We start from the raw sequence: 26,078 nt of genomic DNA on the forward strand, positions 1-26,078 counted from the left end.
CTCCTTACTAACTTATGATATCCGTAGTCGGTGCAATGTGATTTGTATCACAGACCATAAAATTTATGCTCTTTGGCAAGTCACGTACTTATAACGATCCAATACACGGCGCGATAACTCTTGATAGTAATGATCGCACTGAAGCTTTATTAATTCAATTGATTGATACGCCTGAGTTCCAGCGATTGAGGCGGATTCGTCAGTTGGATATTGCTTACTTTACATTTCATGGAGCTGAAGGCTCGCGATTCACACATTCTCTAGGTGTAATGGCATTGACCCGTCGTGCTTTCGACACTATCGCCACTAAATATCCTTACCTTGCAATCCATCGGACATTGGTATTAGTAGCGGCTTTACTCCATGATCTTGGGCATGGCCCCTATAGCCACGCATCGGAAGAAGTTTTTGGGAGTAATCATGAAACATGGACTTTGCGATTGCTAAAGTTCCGCCAAATTGCTGAGGTTCTGAATAGCTTCTCAACCGAGTTAATTGCGGATTTAGAAAGAGTATTTACGAAAAAATATTCCGTGCCATTTATCTATCAGCTAATCTCTAGTCAAATTGATTGCGATCGCCTTGATTATTTAGAACGAGATAGTTATTTCACTGGTGCTAAGTATGGGCAATTGGATCTTGATCGGATTTTACTGGCTTTGCGTTTTGATCCTATTTCTCAAAACTTAGTAATTGGTCGTAAGGGAATTGTCGCGATCGAGCATTATTTGACGGTGCGCTACTTTATGTATTTGCAGGTCTATAATCATCCGAAAAACTTAGCAGCAAGATTTTTATTAGAAAGAATTTTTCGCAGAGCTAAACTCTTAATTGCTACGGGTGATCATGATCAAATATTTAGAGATCCTACGATGACAGCTTGGCTAACTCAAGAGCCACAATCTCTAACATGCGAAGAATATTTTGCTTCCGATGACACAGTTTTTACTTATCACATGCATAGATGGCGAGATAGTAGCGATCGCACACTTGCGGATTTATGCCGTCGCTTTTTAGATCGCGATTTGTTTCGAGCTACAGATATTTCGCATTTGGATGACATTCAGCAACAAGAGAGCCTAGATAGTTGGCGCGAGAAATTAATTTCGCAAGGGCTAGATCCTAAATACTATTGCGGTATTAGAGTGTCTCGAACTAAGGGCTATAGCATTTATAAGCAGGGAATTAATGTCCAGACTGAGAATGGTTTGCAGGATATTGCGCGGTTATCGTCACTAGTACAGGCGATCGTCCAGCCAATTCAGAGAGCATGGCTAGTGCATCCATAAACAAAAGATAGGTGGACAAAGTCCACCTAATCCCTTCCCACCCAAGAAATAGACATATAAAACCAAGAAATAGCGGTGCGGGGCGAAGCCCCGCACCGCTATTTCTTGACTGGGAAAGGAGTATCTTTTAATTAACCTTGCCTACTAGCCAATAGGTCATCATTTCACCTTTTCCTTTTACTGGAATCAAGCCACGCTGCTCAAAATTAAATTGGTCGCGTAAACGTGAGTATGTCTCTTCAGTAACCTGTATTGCCTTCGGTGAGCCCAATGATTCCATCCGACTCGCAACGTTGACAGTATCACCCCATAGATCGTAAATAAATTTCTTCGTTCCAATCACTCCAGCAATTACTGGACCTGAATTAATGCCAATCCGCATCGAGATTTGGATGCCTTCCCGTGACTTAACTTGAGAGATAGACTTTTGCATATCGAGAGCCATACTGGCGATCGCAGCGGCATGATCGGCTCTTGGCTCAGGCAATCCACTCACCACCATATAGGCATCACCAATGGTTTTGATTTTTTCGAGTTTGTAATGATCACACAAGCTATCAAACATCGAAAAAATACGATTGAGCAGACCGACAAGTTGTACAGGCGACATGTGACTGGATAATTCAGTGAAGCCAACAATATCAGCAAATAAAACTGATACTTCTTCAAAGCCATCTGCCATTGAGGCACGACTATGCTTGAGCTTTTTGGCAATCTTTTCAGGCAACATGTTTAGTAATAAACGCTCAGAGCGCTCTTGTTCTGCGCGGAGTTCTTGCAATATGCAAATACGTTCTGTCACATCGCGAAAGTACCACACCATCCCATAAAATTTGCCTTCAGGAGAATGTACCTGTCCTGAATAGCAATCAATCACGCGACGATCGGCAAGGTAAATCTCGCGTTGAGTATACTTCTCAGGAGAATCATAGGCATTTTCAAGAGCTTCAACTAATCCATCGGGTAATTGCAGATGATGTTGTAAAAGGCTGAGTAATCCTCCATACTCCACAGATTGCAGAACTGAATCAGGAATTTGCCATAATTCACAAAATTGATTGTTATAGCTAACAATCCGTCCTTGCTCGTCTACTGCCAAAACTCCATCAAATGAGGTTTCACGCTGAGCTTTTAAAAGTGAGTTACTACGCTGTAAAGCTTCTTCAAAATCTTTGCGCTGGGTAATACTTGATAATTCGCGCGATCGCACAAGTGAAATTGCTACTTGCTGGCTTAGCGATCGCAAGACTTGGAGGTACTCTACTTGTAGTAGTTGATTGCTGCTGCTATCCTCCAAATAAATTGCTCCTAATAATTCTTCTGCCTCGCATAGCGGTATACATAAACCTGCTTGAGGAGAATGAGCCAACCAATAGGGATCATCGGCAAAATGTGGATCAGGATTATCTTGATTCCAGATTGTTTCTAGGCGATTGTCTAAGGTATAGCGCACCATCAACATTGGCAAACTAGAAGGCTCAGCGCATGTTAGGGCTAATCTTTGATCTATCTCTAAATTTGGCGATCGCTCTGAGATGATGGCAGCGATCGTATATTCTTGACTGTCGGCTAAAATGATAAAACCAGACTTAGCTTTTGAGATCCTTAATAATACGGAAAGACTAATCTCAACAAGCTTATCAACATTTAACTCTCGTGCAATATCTTGCGCTGCTTGGAATGCTGCAACAAGATTAACTTGTGACTGATTGACATTGTTTGTTGCGCTCATCAATTTCATTTATCACTAAATTTTGAGGGCGAATAATTGATCTGCGATCGTAATGAGAACAATGACATATATCAATCAGAGCCTGAAAAACTTGCATAACCGTAACCTAAATGATCAATTCGTAGCATCAGACATTTTACTGAACATCTCGACTAATACCAAAACACCAAGTGGCTAAGCCGCTTGGCGTTTTTAAAACCCTTACAGGGTTTGCTTTTCAATTCAAAAAAGTGTGACAAAACTTCTGTGAATTGGTATAAAACCAAAAAGAGGAAATCGACCGCTTAGCAGTCGATTTCCTCTTTTTGGTTTAGCTTTTTTTGCTCATATTTGTAGTGCCGAAGCCGCGCTACAAATATGGGTTCTTTTACTCTATTGTGCGAGTTAGCAACACTGGTACTGTGGCATTGACGCGCACATAGTCAGATACTGAAGAACCTAACAAGCGATCAAGATCGGGCAAACTACGGGCGATCGAAGGGCGGCGATCGGGTGATCCAATCATCAAAAGGCTAGTATTAGACTCATCAGCAAGCTTGCAGACTTCTTTGCCAATGTCCCCAGAACTGATAAAGGAGCGTGAAGGAATATTCATCCGTTTGAGTTTAGCGCTAGCTTCAACTAACACAGGATCAGTGTTGGCATTGGCATCTTCCTTGCGCTTAACCACCCTTACCAAGAAGATTTCTACATCCTTAGCACCGCTTACGATTTTAATGGCAAGATCAAGGCAGTTGTTGGATGAAGCAGAGCCATCGACGGAAACCATGACGCTGCGGATGGTTTTGATGTATACATCGTCTTTGATTAGCAACATTGGTGCGTCAGACAATTGAAAAACGTATTGACTGACTGAGTTTGCCAAAATTGCTTGTAATCTTCCCATACCGCGAGATCCCATGATCATTAAGTCGGGCTTCAGATCTTCGGCTACTTTGCACACAACATCTTTGGGTTCGCCTTCTTTGAGCATCGATACAGTGGTATTACCTGATGTCAAACGCAAACTTTTTACTTCTCTTTCGACAATCTTTTCACCCGCGATGCGATATTCCGTAACCGCTTCCGAGTTAGTTGAGTTGGGGATTACATGCAGTACGTTAATTTGTAAAGTTTGCATACTAGGCAGGGCTAGCAGCATATTCATCATTTCGCGCGATCGCCCAGAACCATCAACAGCTAATAAAACTTGTTGAAACATACTTTTAGATATTTAATGAATTTGCTATATCTTGAGTAAAGCTTAATTACAAGGCGATCGCTGTAAAACGTTGAAATTCTTAAAAATTAAACATTAAAACCCAAACAAGGGCGCTACGCGCCCCTTGTTTAACAGGTAAGAATAGGCGGCGCTTCGCGCTGCCTATTCTTACCTGTTTGTTTTTATAGGGTAATGATTTGATTTGCGATCGCTGACTTTTCCGCAGCATTGGCAACTGCAAGAGAATGCAAGATACTCTCATGGCTGGTATAAAGCGGCGTACCTGAAAACAGATGCAAAAGAACGTTTTCGGTGTCTTTCTTAAACAAGCCTCTTGTCGTCCCTGCGTCAAGTTCCAATGTTCCATCCGCCGTAATTAATTTTCCCTTATCTCCAGAAAAAATTAGCGCTCCGTCACTACCCTGCAACTCCATAATTCGCTCTGGCTGCCAAAAGTTTTCGCCTTTACTGTAGCCGATATCAGCAATAACTCCATTCTCAAACTGAAGTTGAGCATTACAAACACAGGAAGTAAAATGACGCGGCAAATTGTCGCCACTATAGCGTAACTGACAAGAGACAGACTTTACTTTTCCAAAGAGAACGATAATCCGATTGAGTCGAGAGACTGCTGCTGTCAGGGGGAATCCAAACAAATCTGGTTTGTAAGTCCATTTGTCTGGGACAGGACGTTGTGGACTTTTAGTGGAATATCTTGCATAGAAAGGAGTGCCAATTTTAGCTAAATGTTCCATCACCAATTGATGCACACCGCCCAAAAGTTCAATATGTTCGACATGCAGCATTAAGTTCTGTTGCTGAGCAAGTTTTACCAATTCCTCTGCTTCAGAAAGGCTAAATGAAAGGGGATACTCTACAATCACATGCTTGCCCGATCGCAAAGCTTGTCCAACTACTGCCGCGTGATCACGATTAACATTACAAACCACAACTAAGTCAATATCGGGACGCATGACTAGTTCTGACCAGTATTGATGCACATTTGCGATCGCGAATTCATTGGCGATCGCTTGTGATTTTTCGAGATTGCCTGCGATCGCTGTCACGATAATGCGTGGATCTTGACTGAAGATTTCGGTGCGTAACTTGGCAACAAAGCCAGAGCCAACGATGCCAACTCGCAAAGGTTGATGAAGAGTCTCGTAACTGGTCATGATTTGGAAGTTATGTAATTATTGCAAACACGGAAGCCCTGCACTCAAGTGCGGGCTAAAAGCTCAAATCCGTTGAAACGGGTTAATTTAAGATAATTCTTCAGTCTGCTTCAGCAGATTTGAGCTTTTAGCCAAGAACTCAAGTTCTTGGCTTATTTGAGACGATTGAGCTTAGAAGGAGGTAATAGTTTGCGTTCTGGGGCAACTTTTTGGCGAGGCGATCGCACATAAAAAACTTTGCGTCCTGTTGTCTCGTTCACCCAACGCGCAAAGCGACTCCAAACTTTTTCTGACAGATACTTCTGAGCCACGACCGCTAGCCCAATGACCACTGCGATCGGAAATACGGAATCAAAAGGATTTCCGTCACGACTGCCAACAAATAGCAGCACCACTGAGGAAATCAGTGCAGAGATTAGTAAAAATTGAAATTTAGACATATGTTTCCTACAGTGTCGGTCAAATATAGCAATTTTTGATCAAGCGAACCAATAGATTTTTTAAAAGTGTTGCGAAGCAACACTTTTAAAAAATCTATTGGTTCGGGGTTGCACATAAAATCTAACGAGTTTTGAATGTTGTACCATCTTTTGCGATCGCTAGACATTTAGTAATAGCCGTTACACCAATTGCTTGCCATGCTTGTTGCATTGCTTGGGCGACTGATTCTATTGTACCCATTGGGGCTAAAGAAAGTAGTGTTGGACCAGCGCCACTGATCACCATGCCATAGGCTCCTGCTGCGATCGCTGCTGTCTGTACATCCGCCATACCTGTAATCAGACTTTGGCGATAGGGCTGATGTAAGCGATCCTGTAGTCCTGCTTTAAGCCAACTAGCCTTCCCTGTCTGAATCCCATGCGTTAACAATGCCAAGTGGGAAGCGTTGAAAACTGCATCATGCATCGAAAATTGTTTTGGTAAAACCTTGCGTGCTTCGGCAGTCGATAACTCAAAGTCAGGAATTGCTACAGCGATCGCAATATCTTGATGCCATTGCAAATCGCAAAATTCCCAGCCATCTGCTTGATTTGATGCCATTAGTTGACATCCGCCGAGCATCGCGGGAGCCACATTGTCAGGATGTCCTTCCATGGCGATCGCTAAGTCCAATAACTCCATGCGATCAAGTGGTGATCCTGCCAACAGGTTCGCGCCAAAAATGCCACCGACAATCGCGGTTGCTGAACTACCCAAGCCTCGCGATAGTGGGATGGCTGTGTCTGTGTGAAATGCGATCGCGGGGATTTTGCGATCAATATGATGATAAAACTTAGCAATACCCTGATACACAAGGTTTGTCTCGTCCCGCTCTACCTTGTCTGCGCCTTCACCCGACGCTGTGATTGTGAGGCGATCGGCGAAGGAGAATTCAAAACGGTTATAAAGTGATAGCGCAGCACCAAGGCAATCAAATCCAGGGCCAAGGTTGCCTGTAGTCGCAGGAACGGAAACTTCAAAAATGGTCATGTTGAAAAAATTAGTAAATGTTTTTAGGAAGTTTGTAATTTTATAGTTAGCTGTTTTGCAATTAGTTATATCTACTTAGTTCATAATGCTTACCTCACCCATATTCTTGAAACTTACTCGATAGTTTGTTAATAAGCTGCTCAATTTTTTGGTTTTCAAGTTTTGCTCCTAGTTTTAGAAGATTGGCGTAGCTAAATGAGGAAGGTCTATCTTTATTGAGGACCCTTGATAGAGCTTGAAATAAGTTCTTCCCACGTAAAGCCCTAGTATATTCAGCACAAATTAGATCTATAAGATGTTGAGGTGGATCGATAAAATTTATGCTCTTCTTGAAGTTAGGACAAAAAGTATTATTTGGACAAACTCTATCTACACTAACATCACATTTGGAATCGCCAGTTTCTTTATATCTATTAACTTCAAATGCGAACCAAATTGATAACTCCTTGATTAAGCCTTCAAAAAGTTTTATGTCATCTCTATCCAATAGACTGTTAAAAACTGACTCAATATAAATGTCATTTTCTATTGAATAACCATCTGTAAATACTATGTCTTCATAGTCTTTTGGCACGCCTACAAAAAACCACATATCTTTATCTGCAAGAAAGACAACCTTGGTATTTTTGAATTTTTCTCTGCTTTCAAAAACCTCAATAAGTTCTAGTCTTCCACCACATACAATAACATCAGCTTTATTGTCTATACTAATTAGATCATTAAGCTTATCTTCTATATATCTATAAACTAAAGCATCATCTTTCCCTTCGACTAAAACTTTTAAAAGTGCTGTTGGTTTAGATAACTCACTGATTATTTCTTCTACAGAATAGCTCATTTACCTTTCTCCTCTGAAAGGATAATCTCTTTGTCTGGATACTTAGAATAAATGCAAGGAGAATGTGTAGCAACAATAAACTGGTTGCTAGACTGTTGTTTCATCAAATTCGGAAATAGCCTACGTTGCCAATCTACGTGTAGACTCATCTCAGGCTCATCAATAAATATTATTGAGTCTTCATAAAATGCGTTATAGCAAAGAAAACTCAGCATTTGCTGTTCACCATACGAAAGCAATCTAGAATCTATCGCATTACCTGACTCTCCAAGGGTAAAATCATCGAGCTTGATACATTTATAGTGCATAACATTAGTAACTAATTCAGATAAAACCTCAAAAGGTCTGAGTAGTTCATTCCGTTTATTATTAACAGCATTATTTTCTTGCTCTAGTCTAGTGAGGATATCCAAAGCATCGATTTTACCACTTGCCATATCTGACGCTATATTTTCAACTTGACTACTCAATGAGGCACTAAACTTAAGAAACTCTCCATTTGTTTTTTCGGAAATCTCGATATAACGTGATTTTAGCAATAAGCCAAGATCGTGAGTTGAAATAGAACAAATAAACCTATGCGCTCCAATACTTATACGATTTGACAGATTGTTAAATTCATCTTTTATACTTATATTTATGTAATCTCTACTTCTTTCAGATTGCAACGCCCCAGTTGGTCCTATCATAGGGAATGGTATTGGTGACAGGGGGGTAGGGATCGGACTTGGCAACTGATAAGGATAAATGTTCTTTGCTGGAGTTGTAATACGTCGTACAGTTTCAGTATTTACGATTGAATATCCTCCTTCAATCCTCCTAAAAGTGGGAAAGAAAAGAGATGATGTATTACTTTCTATTATTAGTGATTGCAATGATGCAATTTCTTGTGCTGAACTATATTTATCTAAATTGATAAGACCATTTTTTTTAATCTCATTGCCATTATATTTCCACTCAACAACAGTATCTTTGCTGCTTAGAGATAGTTGAAAATAGCTTGTTTCTAAGTTAAATGATTCAAAACTTATTTCAGATAAAAGATACTCGATATTTCCTGAAATGGCATACCAGAGCATTTTTAAGAATGTTGTTTTTCCACAACCATTGATGCCTGTGACAATATTTATATCGTCGTGAAATTCAAAATCACAATCAACTTTATTATTTAGACCTTTGACAGAGACTCTTTTAAGTTTCATATTTCTTTGCCGATCGCGATCGCTATTAATTGTACAAGAAATTTAGCGTAGGCGTTTTGGCTGAAAGGCGAGCGCTGAACTGTAAATATTTTAGCGATTTTGAAAATTGGTATAAAATTTTGATCGAGCACATCGAAAAAATGTAATGAAAGCCAATATCAAAAATAAATTCAAAGCATTATCAAGTCCCAAATTTATTGGCTATGCATTGATTGGCGCGATCGCAGCTTTGAGTGCGATCGCGACAGGCTTAGAGCTAAATGAAGTCCAAAGTCTCGAACGACAGACCCAATCAGCATTTTTTAACTGGCGTGGCCCGATTGCTCCACCTAAAGATATTGTGATTTTGGCGATCGATGATCTCTCTTTACGCCAAGGCGAATTTTATGATCCCAAAACCCGTCCATTTTTAGAGCCATTTCGCACAACCACATGGAAACGGGTAGTCTATGCCCAAGCACTCGAAAAACTGGTTAAAGCTGGCGCTAAAGTCGTTTCCTTCGATATTTTATTTGTGACTCCTGGAGATCATGGGGCTGCTGATGATGGTAAGTTCCAAGCCGCGATCGCTAAATATGGAGAGCGAGCAGTATTCGCTGCTAGCTATGAATTTACACAAATCGGTGAAGCGAATATTATGCAGCTTGCCTCGCCTGAAGGGATTTTTCAATTAAAGCCAAATACGCTAGGACTAATTAATTTTCGTCCTGAAGTTACTGATGGAATTCACCGTTTGGGCGTGCAGCCGCCAGCAGATAGTGGGTTACCGATTGTGCCAACTTTTGCCGCTTCAAGTCTGAATGTAGCGAAAATTAGCTATCCTAAACCCAAGGGCGATGGAATTTATTTCTTTGGTGGTGCGGATACATGGACAAATGCTCGACAACAGCTTCCCTTTTATTATGTGATCGATCCATACAATTGGAATAGTGAACAACTTCAAGGCGGCAAATTTTTTAAAGATAAAATCGTTCTAATTGGGGCAACGGCTGCATCAAAGCAAGATATTCAAAACTCAGCGATGGGGAGAATGGCAGGGGTAGAAATTCATGCCAATGCGATCGCTACGCTCATGCAGGGGAAAAGCATGGCTGGGCTATTTGCTAATCCAATGCAGGAGGGGATCTTTACGCTGTTGTTTGTCGGTATATCAGGTGCTATCCTCTGCCGATTCAAGCGCCCAACTACCCAGATATTAACGGCTTTTATCATTGCGATCGCATGGTTTGGGATTGGATATGTCAGCTTTATTTACACGAGTACGATTTTGCCTGTGGCAATTCCTGCGATCGCGATCAGCTTAAATGGAATAGCCCTTTTAACTACTGGCTCGATCGCTGCTCAAATTGATAAGCTCTTGCTGCGACGCACTCTAGAGCGTTATGTCGCAGCGCCAATTGTCGAAGAAATCATTAATCAGCCAGAAGGTTTTCGTGATTTATTAGAAGGTCACACACTCAAAGCAGCCGTTCTCTTCTCAGATATTCGTGGCTTTACGACCCTCTCTAGTCGCCTCCCTGCAAAATTACTAATCCAACAGCTCAATACTTATCTGGGCGGCATGGTGGATGCGATCTTGGAATACCAAGGCACAATTGATAAGTTTATCGGCGATGCAATTATGGCGGAATTTGGCTCACCTGTCTCGCGGGGGGAGAAAGCCGATGCGATGAATGCGATTAACGCGGCTCTAAATATGCGATTGGCATTAATGGAACTTCGTAAGGTCTGGCAGTCTGAAAATAAAATCCCATTTTCAAATGGAATTGGCATTAATTACGGAGAAGTAACTGTTGGCAATATTGGCTCCTCTCGCCGCCTCGAATATGCGGTAATTGGTGATACTGTGAACGTAGCAAGTCGTGTCGAAGGAATGACCAAGGAACTTGAGACAGATATTGTCATTACTGAATCACTTTACGAAATTGTCAAGGATGAAATTGATGTTGTTGATTTTGGCGATCATGCGCTCAAAGGTCGGGTTGGCAATGTAAGGCTCTATGGCGTGATTGGTTTGAAGGGTAGCGATCGCCAAATTTACGATCAAGTCCACAACGATCTCAAGCGACATACTGCGGTGATCGACATCCTCAAAAAAGGTCAGTTACCAACCCGCCGTGAGTAAATGGCATTAAAAATGTGGCTTCGCCACAATTTTAATATCTGAATTCTTTAATCAAAGAGACAATTTGCGCGATCGCATTAGCATCTTCGCTCTTATTCATATTCTCGATATACTCGTCACGACGCATATTAAGATCTGCGATCGCCGCTAATAAGCTTTCACTGGTCAAATCTTCTTCAAACAGAACGGCACTATAGCCACGAGCTTGAAAAGACTTGGCATTGAGGATCTGATCGCCACGGCTGGATAATTTGGATAGAGGAATAAGCAAATTCGGTTTTCGCAAAGTCAAAAATTCAAATACGGCATTTGCTCCAGAACGCGACACAACTAAATCAGCGATCGCTAAAATATCCGCAAGTTCTGTTCCTAAATATTCAAATTGCTGATAGCGCTGATTTCCTTTGAGATTGCTATCTAGATTCCCTCGACCACAAGCATGAACAACTTGATAGTTTTGCGTAAGAACATCCAAAACTGAACGGACAGCTTGATTGATTTTCGCAGAGCCTGTACTGCCGCCAACCACAAATAGAACTGGAGAATCGGCATTAAACCCACAAAATTCTCTTCCCTTCTCTATATTTCCTCGAAGAATATCGGGACGAATGGGTAAGCCTGTATGTTTAATCTTTGCAGCATATTTTGCTAAATGCTTTGCAGTCTCAGGAAATGTAACACAGACTTTGGTAGCAAAGGGAATTGATAGGCGATTGGCTAAACCTGAAGAGAAGTCTGACTCATGGATAATTACAGGAATCCGTTGCAGCCAACTAGCAAAAATAACGGGAACAGTGACAAAGCCACCCTTAGAAAAAACAACTTTGGGCTTGATTTTGGCGATCGCAAAATAAGCATCAAATATGCCTTTAATTACTTTAAAAGGATCAATGAAGTTCTGCCAAGAAAAGTAACGTCTCAGTTTTCCAGAAGAAATACCGTAGTAGGGAATTCCAGTTTCGGCAACTAACTGTTTCTCAATGCCATGGTTAGAGCCAATATATACAATCTCCCAGCCATCGGATTCAAGACTTGCAGTTAAAGCGAGATTGGGGCTAACATGACCCGCTGTGCCGCCACCCGTAAGTACAATTCTGGGTTTCTTGGCTAATTTTTTATGGTCTGATGGTAAGTTCGGCTGATCTTCGATCTGATTAGTTGCGCCCACAGGTATTTATTGTCTCTAGATATTGGATTATTGAGAATACTGATACCAAAGCACAAAATGGCTACGCCATTTTGTGCTTTTAAAACCCTCACAGGTTTTGGTTTTCAATTCACAAAAGTGTGACAACACTTTTGTGAATTGGTATGAATTATTCATTGCAAGTATTGTAGCGATTTCATGGCAATTTTCCAATGTGCAGCGCTATGCACTGTAAAACTCAAAGATTGTGAGGTGGCGTAAAGCACCGCCTCACAATCTTTGGGTAATATCTCTATTTTTAGATTTTGATAGGTTTCATGTGAAAATTAATTAAGGAAACAAAAGCTCAAAGTTTAAGAGTTATGAATCACATCTGGCAAGATTTCAAAAGACCAATTCGTAATAGTCTGAAATATGCAAAAGCTTTAGCTAAAGGATATCCATTCCATTATGCTAATCAGCAAAATCCCGATCATAGCGATCGCTACCTGCACAAATGGACTGAGTTTAGTACTCCGATCCCCGATCGTGGCACACCAGAAATTCGGGCTAATCGGATTTGGAACTTGCAACTTGCTACTCAAAAGCTGAACTGCCTGTACATCCCTCCACAAAAGATTTTTAGCTTTAGCGATCGCATAGGTGAACCGACTAAAACTAATGGGTTTCGGGAAGCTCCAGTATTTGTCCGTGGTCAGGTACTAACTGATGTGGGTGGAGGTTTATGTCTAATTGCTACTAATATTTTTAATACTTTACTTTATGCAGGATGCGAGATTTTAGAAAGGCATTGCCATAGTATCGATGCCTATGGAGAATCAAGATTTTATGAGTTAGGACAAGATGCGGCGGTAGCTAATGGATATAAGGATTTAATCGTTCGCAACCATAGTCAAATTCCTTTACAATTGCGCTTTCAAGTATTAGAAAAGGAAAACAAAGTTGAGTCTAGTGTTTGGGGTAATGCCCCAAAACCTTGGCAGGTAAGGGTGGAATCAAAAATAGTTCAGCAGATTGAAGCACCAGATGTTCAATATCTATCAGGTTGGATTGTCAAAACTTCACGCTATATCAAAAGCGAATTAGAGCAATCATCTACATGGCAACGTGATTATGAGGCGGTTAGCTGTTATCAGCCATGCATAAAGTCTTAATAAGAGTGGCGGCGCGTGCCACCACTCTTGTTTTTGGGTAAATTTTTGAAAGTGATGCAAAGCAGCACTTTCAAAAATTTTATTGGCTCGGAATTCAGGATAGGAAATTTAGACCAAATCAAAAACTAGGATTTCAGAGTTTTCTTTACCAGTCAATTTCAAATCGCCAATTTGATCGCTAGAAATAGCATCACCAGTATTTAGCAAGCGATCGCCTACTAACACAGAGCCTCTAGCTACCTGTATCCATGCATAGCGATTTTGCTTAACTGTATGAGTAACTTCTACGCCATCTTCGAGAATAGAAGCATAAATATAGGCATCTTGATAAATTGTGACTGAGCGATCGCGTCCATCGGGTGAAGCGATCAACCGCAATTGGTTAAGCTTTTCCTCCCGTGAGAAAGAGATTTGCTCATAACTTGGCTTTACGCTCTCTTGATTCGGCATAATCCATATTTGTAATAAATGGGCGGATTCCGTCGCCGAAGGATTAAACTCACTATGGGTAATGCCAGTCCCAGCACTCATTCTCTGCACATCACCAACACGAATAACTGAACCATTTCCCATGCTGTCCTTATGCTCTAAAGCGCCATCCAGCATGTAAGTAATAATTTCCATATCACGATGGGGATGCGTTCCAAATCCTTTGCCACCAGCAATCTGATCTTGATTAATTACTCGCAATGAACGGAATGCCATATGTTGCGGATCGTAATAGCCAGCAAAGGAGAAAGTGTGATAACTATCGAGCCATCCGTGATTGGCATGTCCTCTTTCTTCTGATTTACGAATAGTCAACATAATTTTTACCTCTGGTAATTGTTTATTGTTTTTGGATAATTTGCAGCGCCTAATGGCGCTGCAAATTGTGAATTAGAGTTTTGTATGTGCACCGTCACAGAATGGCGCATTACCTGTGTGTTTACATAGACATAACGCAACTTTCTTGGTTTCGGTCACTTCAAAGGCAAGAGGTGTAAATTCTGTTCCTTTATGTGCGCCGTTACAATAGGGTTGGTTTGTGGATTCGCCACAGGTACACCAGTAATAAGTTTTGGGTTCTAGCTCCAATACAACTGGCTTCTTGTCAACAATCTTAGGCTCACTCATGATTTTTACCAAATGCGTTGGTTACCGACAAATCAAATATAATTGCTTTACACTCTTTTCGTAAAGTATGCACTTTTTTGTAAGGTACATACTAAAAAGATACTATGGAAAAATATTCTGATACTTTTATCATTAATCCCTTGCCTGATATAGATTGTAGCGCTGCTTACCAGAGTGATCGCCTTAGCTGTCCCGTCGAAGCTACCCTTGAAGCGATCGGCGGAAGGTGGAAAGTTTTAATTTTGCACGAACTGTTTAATGGCACGAGGCGCTTTGGAGAATTACATCGCAGTTTGCATGGCATCACTCAAAAAATGTTGACTCAACAATTGCGAGAAATGGAAAACGATGGGCTAATACATCGAGAAGTTTATACGCAAGTCCCACCAAAAGTAGAGTATTCTCTAACACCTTTGGGCAAAACCTTACAACCTGTATTGGATGCGATGCATTTTTGGGGCAAAAGATATTTAGAACAGCAATAAAAAAAGACGCACAACGTGCGTCTTTTTTTATTGTGAAGAAAGCGCGATCGCTTTATTTACTTACCACCTTTCTTTAGCGCCAAGATTACTTCGACTTCAGCAGTCTCTGCGTTAGGATAAACAGCAGTTCCAGCTAATCCACGGATAGATTCAATCAAAGCTTTTGTCTCAGGAGGAGTTTTTGCTTTCTCGGCAGGGGGAATGAAAGTTTGAAAAATACTCCAAGCGCGATCGGCATCAATATAGAAGTAGCCAACATTGTTAGTTGGTAGAGTACTGACCACTGACTTAAAGGTAGGATCAGCATCGATCGCAGTTGTAGGTTTTGGTACAAAGAGAGACACGATAGGCGATGCAGTGACGAAGAGAGTGTCTTGTTGGCTCCAACCATGCGAAATAATCGCTCCAGCTCCAGCTGCCGACCATTCTGTAACTGATACTCCACCAACATCTTTTTTGGCTACTGTTGCGCCATTCTTGGATGCAAAATCATCCAGTTTCTTAAACAAGGATTCAGCAGCAGCACGGTTTGTGGTTTGCAGCATTAATAGAGGTGCAAGCCCTTGGGATTGTGCCAAAATTCCTTCTGGTTTTCCAGATACAGCAGTGAAAGCAAATTCGCCGTCCATCCAGCCAAAGATATCTTTGTCAAGATCGATCGCTAAGGGAGAAGTCTTCAGTTGGGTTCTGACTTCGTCGATTCCCTTCTTGACTTCAGGTGTATTTTCGGCTGACTTGACAAATTGCTCCCATGAATTCTTAATATTAAACCCAGTGGTTAACATAAATGCTTGGGCAGGAATTTGACTGATAACCTTATTGGGCGAGTTCTTGAGAGCAGCAATAGCAGCAGGATCAAACTTACCAGTTGCTTTAAAGCGAATGCCTGCGTCATCAATGCCAAATCCCATATTCATGGACTTAACTTTTTTCAATTGCTCCAGCGATTGTGGGGGAATTGTCTGAGCTTCGGGATTTAGCGCTGCTAGCTCAACGATCGATTCGCCAAAGTTGGGAATATAAATTTGGGCAACAGGATTTTGAAGCTTGAGATCGTCGGCACTTGCTGAACTTACTAACGAAGCTTCACCCTTAAAAGTATCGATCGCTTTCTGAGTAGTCTGTTCTTGAGGAGTGACAATCAAATAATCACCAACCATTGCAGTTGCACTGACTTTTGAGCCTTCGCCATATTGTGTGATTTTTACGCCTTTATAATCAGATTGCTTTTCTTTGCCACCTGATTTAGCTTTGATCTTTTCAGTCAAAAACTTCTCAGCCCCAGCCTTGTCTTTAACCTCAGCCACAATCAGAATATTTGGGACAGTCTTGGCTTCAGTCTCAACCTTATCTTGCACAAACTGAATTGAACCAGTATCGCTCATTGGTACATAGCGATTTTGGATTGCTGCTTGGGAGCTTCTAGACGTAAGGCTAGCAGTCTTCTTAGAAGGCAAAATGGCGATGGTCACATTTTTACCGATCCAAGGCTTTACATCTTTTTCATAGTCGAAGTCACTCGAAGAAAGCCCTTTCCTTGCTTCAGCGATCGCATTATCGTAAATCTTTTTGGTTTCTGGAGACAAGAACTGTTCTATCTTTGACAATGCCTCTCCATCAGTTGATAAAGACATTGCAATCAATGACTGTTTAGGTACAACCGACAACGTTCCCGCAGTGCTACTACCTGTAGGTAGGATCGCTGGCTTATTGAGGAAGAAATAAGCACCTATGCCCCCTGCAACGACTACAGCCGCACCACCAATAATTGGTAGTAAATTTGGTTTTGTTTCAGTCATAAATGAATACCTCACACTTGTCAATTTCAATATGACAGTATAGAGCTTAACTTAGGGATGTCTATAGATGCGATTTACTGATGAATCGGAAGTTCACTCACATCAATCCTGCCTAAAGAACAATTTAAAGCATGTGCTAAATCCCCTATTGACTTGTATTGTGATGCTTTCAAGCAAGTGTTCCTATCGCAAGCTAATTAACAGTAAATATATAGAAAATCCCCCTAAAGGATGAGACCTAAAAATTCACTAATTTTAAAAAATATTTTGAAATTGCTTTGAAGTTATATAAGTATATTCGTAGTCACTTATCTTAGGACATAAAACCAGAAGATGAGTGGCGGCGCGAAGCGCCGCCACTTTAAAAGTTAAGCCATGCTGGGATAACTTGCCAAGCCTGATTAAGAGATTTATCTAATATTTTGTAATTTGGCTCAAATTTACTGACTAGCTTCCAAAATTTATCTGAGTGATTCATGTGAACAGTGTGGCAAAGCTCATGAATCAGCACATATTCGACCACATTGGGTTCGAGGAATAGTAGTTTGTAGTTGAGGCTGATGTTGCGGCTGCCAGAGCAACTACCCCATAAAGTCTTTTGACTACGCACTGCTGTAGTGCGATAGGGCAACTTGGCGCTGATGCTGACCTTGCGTAACCAGCTAAATAAATGCTTTTCCGCCTTTTGCATCAGCCATTGCTTCAGGAAAAATTTACAAGCTTCGACATCAGCAATATTGCCATTTACCACTAGTTTTAGCTCAGACTTATTTTCTTGGATCGCGATCGCTCTTGATTTCGTAGGAGAGTTGCGATACTCGATTTGCCATTCTTCGCCTAGCGATCGCAGATTGATGCTGTCAGGTAACTCATGGGGAGCCTGTGACTGAAAAAAAGCTTCACGCTGATCGAGTTTGAGCTGATTACGAACAATCCAATCGCGCTTTTTTTGGACAAGCTCAGGAACTTTTTGATGATCATAATCAACAGGGATGACTACTTCTAAACCAGCTTCTACGGAAAGTGAAAGGCGCACAGACTTTGCGCGATCGCTTACACGTACTGTGTAAGCTGGTAAATCAGCATTAATTAAAGACTTAGAACCAGTTGCCATAGGTTTAATCTTGCACTTTAATCTTGAATCAAAATCGTGCCTGCAAAGCGAGAATTTAAGCGATCGCGCTCACGGTGTGCGTTACTACGATTAGTATAAGTTCGCACTTGAATGTAAGATTTACCTTTAAAAATAGTCACGAAGGCATCGGGGACAAGTTCACGTATCTGTTTTAAGGTGTCAGCATTTGTATTGGGAACTAAGACGCGATAAATCGTGGCAGTAGAAGTTGGGTTTGTTGGGGAAGTTGGGACTGAATTTGTAGGGATAGAACTTGTGGTATTTGCTGACATCGGTGAAGCAATCAATGATGCACCAATCACTTGAGCTGCTATCCCCTGACCCCGAAGCTTGGTAGCGATCGCACCTGCGCTCTGTTGACTTGATAATGGTGCTGCTAAAAGTACCGAACGGTTATTAAATGTAGCTAAAACTGCACTCTTTCCAGATAGAGTTTGCACCTGTTGAATTGCCATATTTGGTTCTTTGCTCAGTTCTACCAAAACTACGGAAGCTTGTAAATTAGCAGGAATATCGGTTACTTTTGCTGAGAAAGAATGTACAACTGCATCTAGTCCTAATGCTCGCAATTGATTTGCTCGAAATGTAGAAGACTGTGCATTATCAAACCCACCAAAAAAAGTCATGGAAGTATTGAGATAACTACAGGGTATAGCGGCAATTGCGAGAAATTCTGGTAACTGAGGTAATAGATTAGCTGCACGATCTAGTATGACGACGTAACGTCGATTAGTTAGTTGTTGGCAGGTTGTCGTAGAAATTACAGGCTGAGCAATCACCGTTGAAGAATCGCTGAGACTATTTATTAAAGTAAGGCAAGTTAGAAAAATACAACTAGCGACATAATTGGTGGCAATTGCCCACGAGAATCTGCTGCTAAGTTTTAACGGTTTCATGTTGTTAAACCCATTACCTTTAGAGCCACTATTTTGATCATCTCTTTGCTGACCAATTTGTCATAGTTGAGATATACCACTATATGCTGCGAATTGTCATGACTAGATCAAACTTTTTCGGTCTTTTTCGGTCTTGATTTGGGGCAAATAAGTTTGATGGCACTCGTTGGGAAAATACTAAGCGTTAATACACAAAAGGCTCGCTTTGCGAGCCTTTTGTGTATTAAAACCCATTTTGGAGTTTTCAGTGTCTGCGAAAACTCTAAAAATATCTATCCTTCCCAGATTTTGGATAGAACTATCTGCGGGTCAATCGCTTTAAGAGATTGACCTGCGATCGCTTGTACATATTTGATGCGTTTTTCGGTAAGCGGAAGCAAATATCCAGCAGGAGTATTAGCGCCTAAAATCGCCACTATTGCCGTACCAACTGCAACACCCAATTGCATTGCGTCACCTTCAGCACAAATAAATAGATTTGCTGAGGCAATAAATGCGGTCAGCTTGCCGATATCCGTCGGACTAGTAATTATGAGATTTGGGACTTTGGCTGTTAATTGCTTCAGCAAATCAGCATTATTGACGCTGTCGATCGCCACAATTGGTAAATCGGGGAGTTTCGCTTGAATACTGAGCGCAATTGTTGCCCAACTCTCCGCAGGGTAGTTAGCATAAGCGCCACAATTTAGCAGGATAAAACCACTTTGCTGAATGCCGAGACGCTTCTGCTCGCTCGTGGCCCAATCCAAATCACTTTTGGCGAGCGTAACCTTAATTGGTGGACATAACTTCTGGATATTGATCGCCATCAGCAAGTTATGTTTTTGGACTGCTGCATATTCTTGGGGATCGGCCGTAATAATATTAGTCAGCAAAAAGTCACCCTGCCCTGCAAAGGATATTCGCTGGGGAATACCGCTTAACCACAACAAGATATTAATCGAAAAACTAGGCTGTGTAACGATTGCTGCATCATATTCACGGCTAAGTTTTAACGGTTTCATGTTGTTAAACCCATTACCTTTAGAGCCACTATTTTGATCATCTCTTTGCTGACCAATTTGTCATAGTTGAGATATACCACTATATGCTGCGAATTGTCATGACTAGATCAAACTTTTTCGGTCTTTTTCGGTCTTGATTTGGGGCAAATAAGTTTGATGGCACTCGTTGGGAAAATACTAAGCGTTAATACACAAAAGGCTCGCTTTGCGAGCCTTTTGTGTATTAAAACCCATTTTGGAGTTTTCAGTGTCTGCGAAAACTCTAAAAATATCTATCCTTCCCAGATTTTGGATAGAACTATCTGCGGGTCAATCGCTTTAAGAGATTGACCTGCGATCGCTTGTACATATTTGATGCGTTTTTCGGTAAGCGGAAGCAAATATCCAGCAGGAGTATTAGCGCCTAAAATCGCCACTATTGCCGTACCAACTGCAACACCCAATTGCATTGCGTCACCTTCAGCACAAATAAATAGATTTGCTGAGGCAATAAATGCGGTCAGCTTGCCGATATCCGTCGGACTAGTAATTATGAGATTTGGGACTTTGGCTGTTAATTGCTTCAGCAAATCAGCATTATTGACGCTGTCGATCGCCACAATTGGTAAATCGGGGAGTTTCGCTTGAATACTGAGCGCAATTGTTGCCCAACTCTCCGCAGGGTAGTTAGCATAAGCGCCACAATTTAGCAGGATAAAACCACTTTGCTGAATGCCGAGACGCTTCTGCTCGCTCGTGGCCCAATCCAAATCACTTTTGGCGAGCGTAACCTTAATTGGTGGACATAACTTCTGGATATTGATCGCCATCAGCAAGTTATGTTTTTGGACTGCTGCATATTCTTGGGGATCGGCCGTAATAATATTAGTCAGCAAAAAGTCACCCTGCCCTGCAAAGGATATTCGCTGGGGAATACCGCTTAACCACAACAAGATATTAATCGAAAAACTAGGCTGTGTAACGATTGCTGCATCATATTCACGATCACGAATGGTTCCGAGTAAGTTGCCAAAATCTGCCAACGAGTTGCGATCGTTGAAATCAAACTTGAGGACTCGGTTCACAGATTGGCAAACGCGATAAGCTGCCATTGCCCGTGGTTCGACTACCACATCAATCTCGGCATTGGGATAACTTTGTTTAAGCGTATCCAGTGTCGGGAAAAATAGTAACTGATCGCCAGTTCCACCTGGAACCAAGGCCAGTATTCGCATCATATTTATACATCTCTAGACGAAGACCGTATGTAATATTACTTTGTTTTTGGGAGTTGATACAGATAGCATTAATACAATGTGATTCCGATCGCCACCATTTACGCCGTACGAACGAGTGCCTAAAGGTATAGCTAGCTATAGCCACTCTAAAGCCCAAAAGCGAGTTGCTGCGCAACTCGCTTTTGGGCTATATCAAATCTCCTAACAAACTCGATACTTCACCTTGCATATTTGTACGATTGTCGTCATAGAGCATGAGAGTGTCGAGTTTCTTGTGTCGTGATAATTTCTGAACTTTACGGACATTGCCATTAGTCGCATCTAGGGCGGCTGTAATCGCAGAGTGGCGAATCCGATGCGGGGACATATGTTTAGAAATCCCTGACGTTCGTGCAATCTGGCTAACAATTTGGTAAATTGCCGTTCCAGTCAGTCTATGTCCGCGATTAGCAAGATCTAGGGAGTGGAATAATGGCTGAGTTGGATTCTTTGTCTCAAAACAAGATAGCCAGTCTTGAATTGCACCAATCGTTCCAGTATTAAGACTAATGAGACTCTTTTGAGAGCCACGTCCTTTGCCTAAAATTTGTAGCGATCGCTCTTCATAATCAAAATCTCCGATATTGGCGCTAACAACTTCATTACGACGTAAAGCATTGTCCCAAAGTAGCCTCAAAATCGCGAAATCACGTTTTCCTTTGATAGTGTCACGCTTGATGCTCAGTAACATGGTGCGAATACCTTCAGGCTTAATCCCAGTCGTATCGCGATAGGTTTGCACTGTCTCAGTTTGGACATCATCAAGATTCCAATTGCATTTTCCTAATTTGGCTGCAAAGTTTACTAGGGACTTAAGCGCTGATAACCGCCGATTGATTGTGGATTCCTTTAAGCCTCTGGCAATTAGGTCTGATTTGTATCGCAAAGCGATCGCGATCGCCTCAAATCTATTCAATTGTAGAAACTGAGCAATTACAGTCTCAGTTGGCTTTTGCCCATAGGCAGCAAGAAAAAAATATCGCAAGTCTTTTTCATAAGCACGTCTAGTGTTAAGGCTCCGTTTGTCAGAAAGGAGTGCCGTTAATATATCAGGACTAAATTCCGCAAGTGCGTAGGGAATGTTGCTGGAATTTGTTAATTGATTATCTACTCTTATTTGATACTTATCAATCTCTATTTGAGTCTCGTTTTGATTCTTGTATTCTAATTTAGATACATCAGCAAGTCTCAATCGAGAATCACCAGTCTCAATTATAGTCCCATTTTGTGTCTCGCAATCTAGAGATGATGCGTATTTTTCTTGGCTAAATCGGAGCTGTTCGGGGGCGATCGCACTATTAACACCTGCATTAACCGCTGCGCGTTTGACAAGCCCATAGATAGCTGTTCCCGTCAGCCTATGTCCATAATTAGCGCGATCTAGCGATATAAATAATGGCGCTTGAGAATCTTCTAACCCATTCTCATTGCTGATATGAATCAAATTCAGCCAGTCTTGTAATGCGGTGGCTGTGTCTAAACTGAGACTAATAACTTCTGGTTGATTTTGCTGATCTTGACGTTTATAGGGCTGTTGAATCATTAGCGATCGCGACTTAAAGTCAAAATCGCAAATACTAATCGCTGTAACCTGCTGCCGCTTTAGCGAATTCTCCATTAATAACCGCAAAATTGCATAATCGCGCTGGCCTGCCAATGTGTTGCGATCGCAAGCCGTGAGAATTCGCTCTAAACTATCTATTCCAAGATCTATCATGTTGGCTCATGATTTACTACTAAGGACTTTGTAGATAATCGCAATTAACGCGACCCCTCCCAAAAATGGTAGCCAATGGTATCGAACGTAATAGAAAAGACTATTAAAGAAGTAACTAGCCTCACGAGATACCCAAGCTGCGATCGCGATCGCACCAACAAACATAACGAAATACATTGCGAATTTAAGCATTGTTTTATCCCCTAAAGAATCCTTTTTAAAAATGAATTAACCATAAATGCAATACTAATCAGTGTCCATACTCCATATTGCTCGTGAGTGCCAAAGCTTAACCATTTGAGGGCTTGTGATATGGCTGCCGCACTTGCAACAGGCTTGCCAGTGAAAAACATCGTAACATTGAATATAAGGTGAGCAGCTCCGATTGCTATAACTTTGCTTATTAGGCTTTTACTCATTTTTATTTTATCTGATATTCATTCGCAATCATAACAAAAAGATTATGTCGCAAACTACTCCATATCAACCTGTTTTACTGCGGTTACTGCATAGTGCGATCGCTTTACTTGTCTTTGCATCATTGATTACAGGCTTTATGGTCTATGACCGTTTTGACAAGCGGTTTGGCACTCTTAACTTGCCCATAGTTCCCAATACTCAGGGTATTCACGGCACGATCGCTTTAACGTTTTTGGTTCTCTTACCGCTTTTCGCTTTATATTGCTTTCATATTGGCTCACGGCGATTAGTTCAGTCCCAATCCCTTGTTCAGCTTAAAGAATTTAATAAACCAATTTGGTGGGTGTCTCTACAGCGGCTCACAAATACGATCATGCTTCTATCCGCTACCTTTGCTGTAATTACAGGACGGATGATGAAGGAAGAATGGTTACCGAGCGAGGAATTAAATCATGCTTGGTATATCGGACACCTGATTGCATGGTTATTGATGATTGTTGGTATAGCAATGCATCTATTGATGAGCGCTAAAGTAGGTGGTTTGCCACTATTGTTATCTATCTATAACTGGAAAATTCGCGCTGAAGACATGCCAAAGTCTTGGTTTAAAAGCTTTAAGCTTAAGCCTTCTAGTAAAACTCTACTTATTATTGAAATATTAGTTATAGGTGGCATTGCGATCGCTTTTGTTTTACCAGCTTTATCACCACAGTAGGGTGGGCAATGACCACCCTACCAAGAAAATAATTTGTAGTGCTAGCATACTATTTAAAAACATGAGAAAAAAAGACCTAACTTTACGCAGCGATCATGGCTGGGAGTCGGAAGAGGGATACAAGATCTTTGTTGCCGATCGCGGTGCGGTGCGGTTTGACTTTCCTAAAGATTGGATCGTTAAGTTTAAGGAAAAGTCCGTAAGCTTTCACGATTTTGAGCCAACCGACGATACAGGCGCATTAGAAATGTCCTTTAATCGTTTGCCTCCCCACGACTGGAATACCTTCCCACTCAAAAAAGCTCTGCAACAAGTCCTAGATGACGACGATCGCGAAATTCTCGCCAAAAGTAAAATTACTAGTGCTAATCGAGATGGCATGAAACTAGTCTGGGCAGATTTACGATATATCGATGCTACTGAGAAGAGAGAAGCAACTTCCCGCATCCTAATCGGCATCGGTGGCAATGTCCAAGTCCTATTTACCTTCGACTACTGGACAGAGGGAGAAGAACAAATGCACGAGGTCTGGGAAGTAGTATTGCGATCGCTACGCCTCGGATTATTTATCCCTGACCCCACTAGAGGTCATGTTGTTAACCCGAATTTAAACTAGAAAGCAACTTAGAGAAGAATCTTTGCATAAAGCTAGATGTAGTGGTTTTTTACAGATGACTTAGCAGTCCAATGGTGTATTGTTATCTCACTAAAAATGATTTAGGATAAGCGGCTCAGAAGCCATAGTCTTAAAACTGTATTTTGCGAGTATTGAAATAATGGGAAAAGTAATAGCAACAGTAAATATGAAGGGTGGAGTCGGTAAGACCACCTTAACTGTAAATATTGCCACCTGCTTGGCTAAAATCCATCGCAAAAAGGTTTTAGTTGTAGATTTAGATACCCAAATTAGCGCCACGCTCAGCATGATCTCTCCAGCCGAGTTTGCCAAGTGCCGTAAAGAAAACCGCACATTGCGCAATCTGGTCAGTCAAGCGATCGCGCGTTATGGAGTACAGGTTAACGATCCAGAAGAAAAAGTCTACCAAATCAAAGATCTGGTAATTCCCCATGTTTGCAAAGTACAGGGGTTAGATCTATTAGTCGGTGATATCGATCTATACGATGAATTTCTAGTTTCCGAAATGCTCTATAACCGATCGCTGTTATACGACGAAAAACAGACTTTTCAGCAGACTTGGAGTAAGTTCGAGCAAACCTTAATTAAAGGTATTCTTGCTCCAGCTCTTAAAACTTATGATTTCATTATTCTCGATTGTGCCCCTGGGTATAACTTGATCACTCGCAGCAGTATTGTGGCTAGCGATTATTACCTGATGCCAGCAAGACCTGAACCTCTATCAGTAGTAGGTATTCAGCTATTAGAAAGACGGATTGAGAGATTGCGTGAAGTCTATCGAGAAGATAACTCAATCAATATCCAACTATTAGGGATTGTATTTAGTATGTCCGCAGGCTTTACCCTAAGTAGATATTACCAAAAAGTAATGGATCGAGTAGCTGCGGATTTTAGCAGTGCCAAGATTTTTAAAACGAAGATTCCCAATGATGTAAACATTGCTAAAGCTGTGGATAATTTCATCCCTGCTTCCTTAGCTAATCCCAATTCTGGCGGTGCTAAAGCCTTTGCTGAGGTCACAGTCGAGCTTTTGAAAAAGCTAGAAGTTTCTCTAGGCAAGAAAGAACAAACCTCAAGGTTGAGCTTAGTTGATTTGGAATAAGTACATCTTAAAAGAGGTCTAAAATTGACTACATCAGCAGAATACGAAAGTATAATTAAATTGATGCAATGGGACGCATTACGATCTTTATGGGATAGTATACAAAGGCGTAATACACCTAATTGGGATGCTGGCAAAGCTTTTGAGTACTTAGTGATACGAGCATTTGAACTCGATGGTGCAGAAGTTCGATACCCTTACAACGTGAGGCTATTTGAAGAAGAAATTGAGCAAATTGATGGTGCAATCCATATTTCTGGGTTTTCTTGCTTGGTGGAGAGCAAAGACTTTGCAGACAAAAAAGTTGATATCGCACCTGTAGCCAAACTTCGTAATCAACTTTTACGCCGTCCCACTACTACAGTTGGAGCAGTGTTTAGGAATGAAAAATAAATAACTTATGCATTTCAGTTATTTTGAGGAATGGCTCTATAATTCCATTTAGGAAGATATTCATCAAAAA

At 41.2% G+C, this 26,078-nt stretch carries 25 protein-coding genes; 8 read left to right on the forward strand and 17 right to left on the reverse strand.

The window, feature by feature from the left end; genetic code table 11:
- The first annotated feature begins 65 nt into the window (after positions 1-65).
- Positions 66-1,289 carry an HD domain-containing protein gene (locus CQ839_RS14200; protein WP_103668934.1) on the forward strand — a complete coding sequence of 408 codons (1,224 nt, stop codon included), beginning with the start codon at positions 66-68 and terminating at the stop codon, positions 1,287-1,289.
- A 127-nt stretch (positions 1,290-1,416) separates the two neighbouring features.
- On the opposite strand, the gene CQ839_RS14205 is transcribed toward CQ839_RS14200, so the two are convergent.
- From CQ839_RS14205 to CQ839_RS14235, 7 genes are all read right to left on the reverse strand, one after another.
- Positions 1,417-3,021, reverse strand: a complete 1,605-nt coding sequence (locus CQ839_RS14205) for an adenylate/guanylate cyclase domain-containing protein (protein ID WP_181016202.1) — start codon at positions 3,019-3,021, stop codon at positions 1,417-1,419.
- 367 nt (positions 3,022-3,388) lie between these two features.
- Positions 3,389-4,222, reverse strand: coding sequence for a universal stress protein (locus CQ839_RS14210; protein WP_103668936.1), 834 nt, complete (start codon positions 4,220-4,222; stop codon positions 3,389-3,391).
- Positions 4,223-4,404: 182 nt separating this feature from the next.
- Positions 4,405-5,397, reverse strand: a complete 993-nt coding sequence (locus CQ839_RS14215; RefSeq protein ID WP_103668937.1) for a Gfo/Idh/MocA family protein — start codon at positions 5,395-5,397, stop codon at positions 4,405-4,407.
- A 152-nt stretch (positions 5,398-5,549) separates the two neighbouring features.
- Positions 5,550-5,837 carry a hypothetical protein gene (locus CQ839_RS14220; protein ID WP_103668938.1) on the reverse strand — a complete coding sequence of 96 codons (288 nt, stop codon included), beginning with the start codon at positions 5,835-5,837 and terminating at the stop codon, positions 5,550-5,552.
- A 121-nt stretch (positions 5,838-5,958) separates the two neighbouring features.
- Positions 5,959-6,867 (reverse strand): homoserine kinase, encoded by a 909-nt coding sequence (gene thrB / locus CQ839_RS14225; protein WP_103668939.1) that lies wholly within the window; start codon positions 6,865-6,867, stop codon positions 5,959-5,961.
- 94 nt (positions 6,868-6,961) lie between these two features.
- Positions 6,962-7,705: a DUF4435 domain-containing protein gene (locus tag CQ839_RS14230; RefSeq protein ID WP_103668940.1), complete on the reverse strand. Its 744-nt coding sequence runs from the start codon at positions 7,703-7,705 to the stop codon at positions 6,962-6,964.
- Positions 7,702-8,907, reverse strand: coding sequence for an AAA family ATPase (locus tag CQ839_RS14235; RefSeq protein WP_103668941.1), 1,206 nt, complete (start codon positions 8,905-8,907; stop codon positions 7,702-7,704). Before CQ839_RS14235 ends, CQ839_RS14230 begins: the two co-directional genes overlap by 4 nt.
- A gap of 145 nt (positions 8,908-9,052) precedes the next feature.
- On the opposite strand from CQ839_RS14235, the gene CQ839_RS14240 reads away from it, so the two are divergent.
- A complete protein-coding gene (locus tag CQ839_RS14240) occupies positions 9,053-11,032 on the forward strand; it encodes a CHASE2 domain-containing protein (RefSeq protein ID WP_103668942.1) in 1,980 nt (659 codons plus the stop codon).
- 31 nt (positions 11,033-11,063) lie between these two features.
- Here CQ839_RS14240 and CQ839_RS14245 read toward each other — a convergent pair whose 3' ends face one another.
- Positions 11,064-12,182, reverse strand: coding sequence for an undecaprenyldiphospho-muramoylpentapeptide beta-N-acetylglucosaminyltransferase (locus CQ839_RS14245; protein ID WP_374937747.1), 1,119 nt, complete (start codon positions 12,180-12,182; stop codon positions 11,064-11,066).
- Positions 12,183-12,541: 359 nt separating this feature from the next.
- On the opposite strand from CQ839_RS14245, the gene CQ839_RS14250 reads away from it, so the two are divergent.
- The gene (locus CQ839_RS14250; protein ID WP_103668944.1) at positions 12,542-13,333 is read left to right on the forward strand and encodes a VanW family protein; all 792 of its coding nucleotides are present in this window, start codon (positions 12,542-12,544) and stop codon (positions 13,331-13,333) included.
- Between the two features lie 108 nt (positions 13,334-13,441).
- Here the strand turns inward: CQ839_RS14250 and CQ839_RS14255 are convergent, their stop codons facing one another.
- Together CQ839_RS14255 and CQ839_RS14260 are read right to left on the reverse strand one after the other, a co-directional pair.
- Positions 13,442-14,140 (reverse strand): pirin family protein, encoded by a 699-nt coding sequence (locus tag CQ839_RS14255; RefSeq protein WP_103668945.1) that lies wholly within the window; start codon positions 14,138-14,140, stop codon positions 13,442-13,444.
- 72 nt (positions 14,141-14,212) lie between these two features.
- Positions 14,213-14,449, reverse strand: coding sequence for a CDGSH iron-sulfur domain-containing protein (locus tag CQ839_RS14260; RefSeq protein WP_103668946.1), 237 nt, complete (start codon positions 14,447-14,449; stop codon positions 14,213-14,215).
- A gap of 104 nt (positions 14,450-14,553) precedes the next feature.
- Between CQ839_RS14260 and CQ839_RS14265 the strand changes: the two genes are divergently transcribed.
- Positions 14,554-14,934: a helix-turn-helix domain-containing protein gene (locus CQ839_RS14265; protein ID WP_103668947.1), complete on the forward strand. Its 381-nt coding sequence runs from the start codon at positions 14,554-14,556 to the stop codon at positions 14,932-14,934.
- A 56-nt stretch (positions 14,935-14,990) separates the two neighbouring features.
- Here CQ839_RS14265 and CQ839_RS14270 read toward each other — a convergent pair whose 3' ends face one another.
- The 7 genes from CQ839_RS14270 to CQ839_RS24840 form a co-directional block, all read right to left on the reverse strand.
- Complete coding sequence (locus tag CQ839_RS14270) at positions 14,991-16,733, reverse strand: DUF3352 domain-containing protein (protein WP_103668948.1); 1,743 nt, start codon at positions 16,731-16,733, stop codon at positions 14,991-14,993.
- A gap of 361 nt (positions 16,734-17,094) precedes the next feature.
- Positions 17,095-17,847: a M48 family metallopeptidase gene (locus CQ839_RS14275; RefSeq protein WP_103668949.1), complete on the reverse strand. Its 753-nt coding sequence runs from the start codon at positions 17,845-17,847 to the stop codon at positions 17,095-17,097.
- Positions 17,848-17,864: 17 nt separating this feature from the next.
- Complete coding sequence (locus CQ839_RS14280) at positions 17,865-18,764, reverse strand: hypothetical protein (protein WP_146048741.1); 900 nt, start codon at positions 18,762-18,764, stop codon at positions 17,865-17,867.
- Between the two features lie 272 nt (positions 18,765-19,036).
- The gene (locus CQ839_RS14285) at positions 19,037-19,768 is read right to left on the reverse strand and encodes a glycosyltransferase family 9 protein (RefSeq protein ID WP_258040737.1); all 732 of its coding nucleotides are present in this window, start codon (positions 19,766-19,768) and stop codon (positions 19,037-19,039) included.
- A 272-nt stretch (positions 19,769-20,040) separates the two neighbouring features.
- Positions 20,041-20,985 (reverse strand): glycosyltransferase family 9 protein, encoded by a 945-nt coding sequence (locus CQ839_RS14290; protein WP_103668951.1) that lies wholly within the window; start codon positions 20,983-20,985, stop codon positions 20,041-20,043.
- 187 nt (positions 20,986-21,172) lie between these two features.
- Positions 21,173-22,741, reverse strand: coding sequence for a tyrosine-type recombinase/integrase (locus CQ839_RS14295; RefSeq protein WP_103668952.1), 1,569 nt, complete (start codon positions 22,739-22,741; stop codon positions 21,173-21,175).
- A 6-nt stretch (positions 22,742-22,747) separates the two neighbouring features.
- Positions 22,748-22,933, reverse strand: coding sequence for a hypothetical protein (locus CQ839_RS24840; protein ID WP_146048742.1), 186 nt, complete (start codon positions 22,931-22,933; stop codon positions 22,748-22,750).
- Positions 22,934-23,204: 271 nt separating this feature from the next.
- On the opposite strand from CQ839_RS24840, the gene CQ839_RS14305 reads away from it, so the two are divergent.
- The 4 genes from CQ839_RS14305 (at position 23,205) to CQ839_RS14320 (ending at position 26,008) form a co-directional block, all read left to right on the forward strand.
- Positions 23,205-23,876, forward strand: a complete 672-nt coding sequence (locus CQ839_RS14305) for a cytochrome b/b6 domain-containing protein (RefSeq protein WP_103668954.1) — start codon at positions 23,205-23,207, stop codon at positions 23,874-23,876.
- Positions 23,877-23,937: 61 nt separating this feature from the next.
- Complete coding sequence (locus CQ839_RS14310; RefSeq protein ID WP_103668955.1) at positions 23,938-24,492, forward strand: hypothetical protein; 555 nt, start codon at positions 23,938-23,940, stop codon at positions 24,490-24,492.
- Between the two features lie 160 nt (positions 24,493-24,652).
- Positions 24,653-25,615, forward strand: a complete 963-nt coding sequence (locus tag CQ839_RS14315; protein ID WP_103668956.1) for a ParA family protein — start codon at positions 24,653-24,655, stop codon at positions 25,613-25,615.
- A gap of 24 nt (positions 25,616-25,639) precedes the next feature.
- Positions 25,640-26,008 carry a hypothetical protein gene (locus CQ839_RS14320; protein ID WP_146048743.1) on the forward strand — a complete coding sequence of 123 codons (369 nt, stop codon included), beginning with the start codon at positions 25,640-25,642 and terminating at the stop codon, positions 26,006-26,008.
- Positions 26,009-26,078: the final 70 nt, after the last annotated feature.

This window comes from Pseudanabaena sp. BC1403 (genome assembly GCF_002914585.1).
GTDB lineage: Bacteria > Cyanobacteriota > Cyanobacteriia > Pseudanabaenales > Pseudanabaenaceae > Pseudanabaena.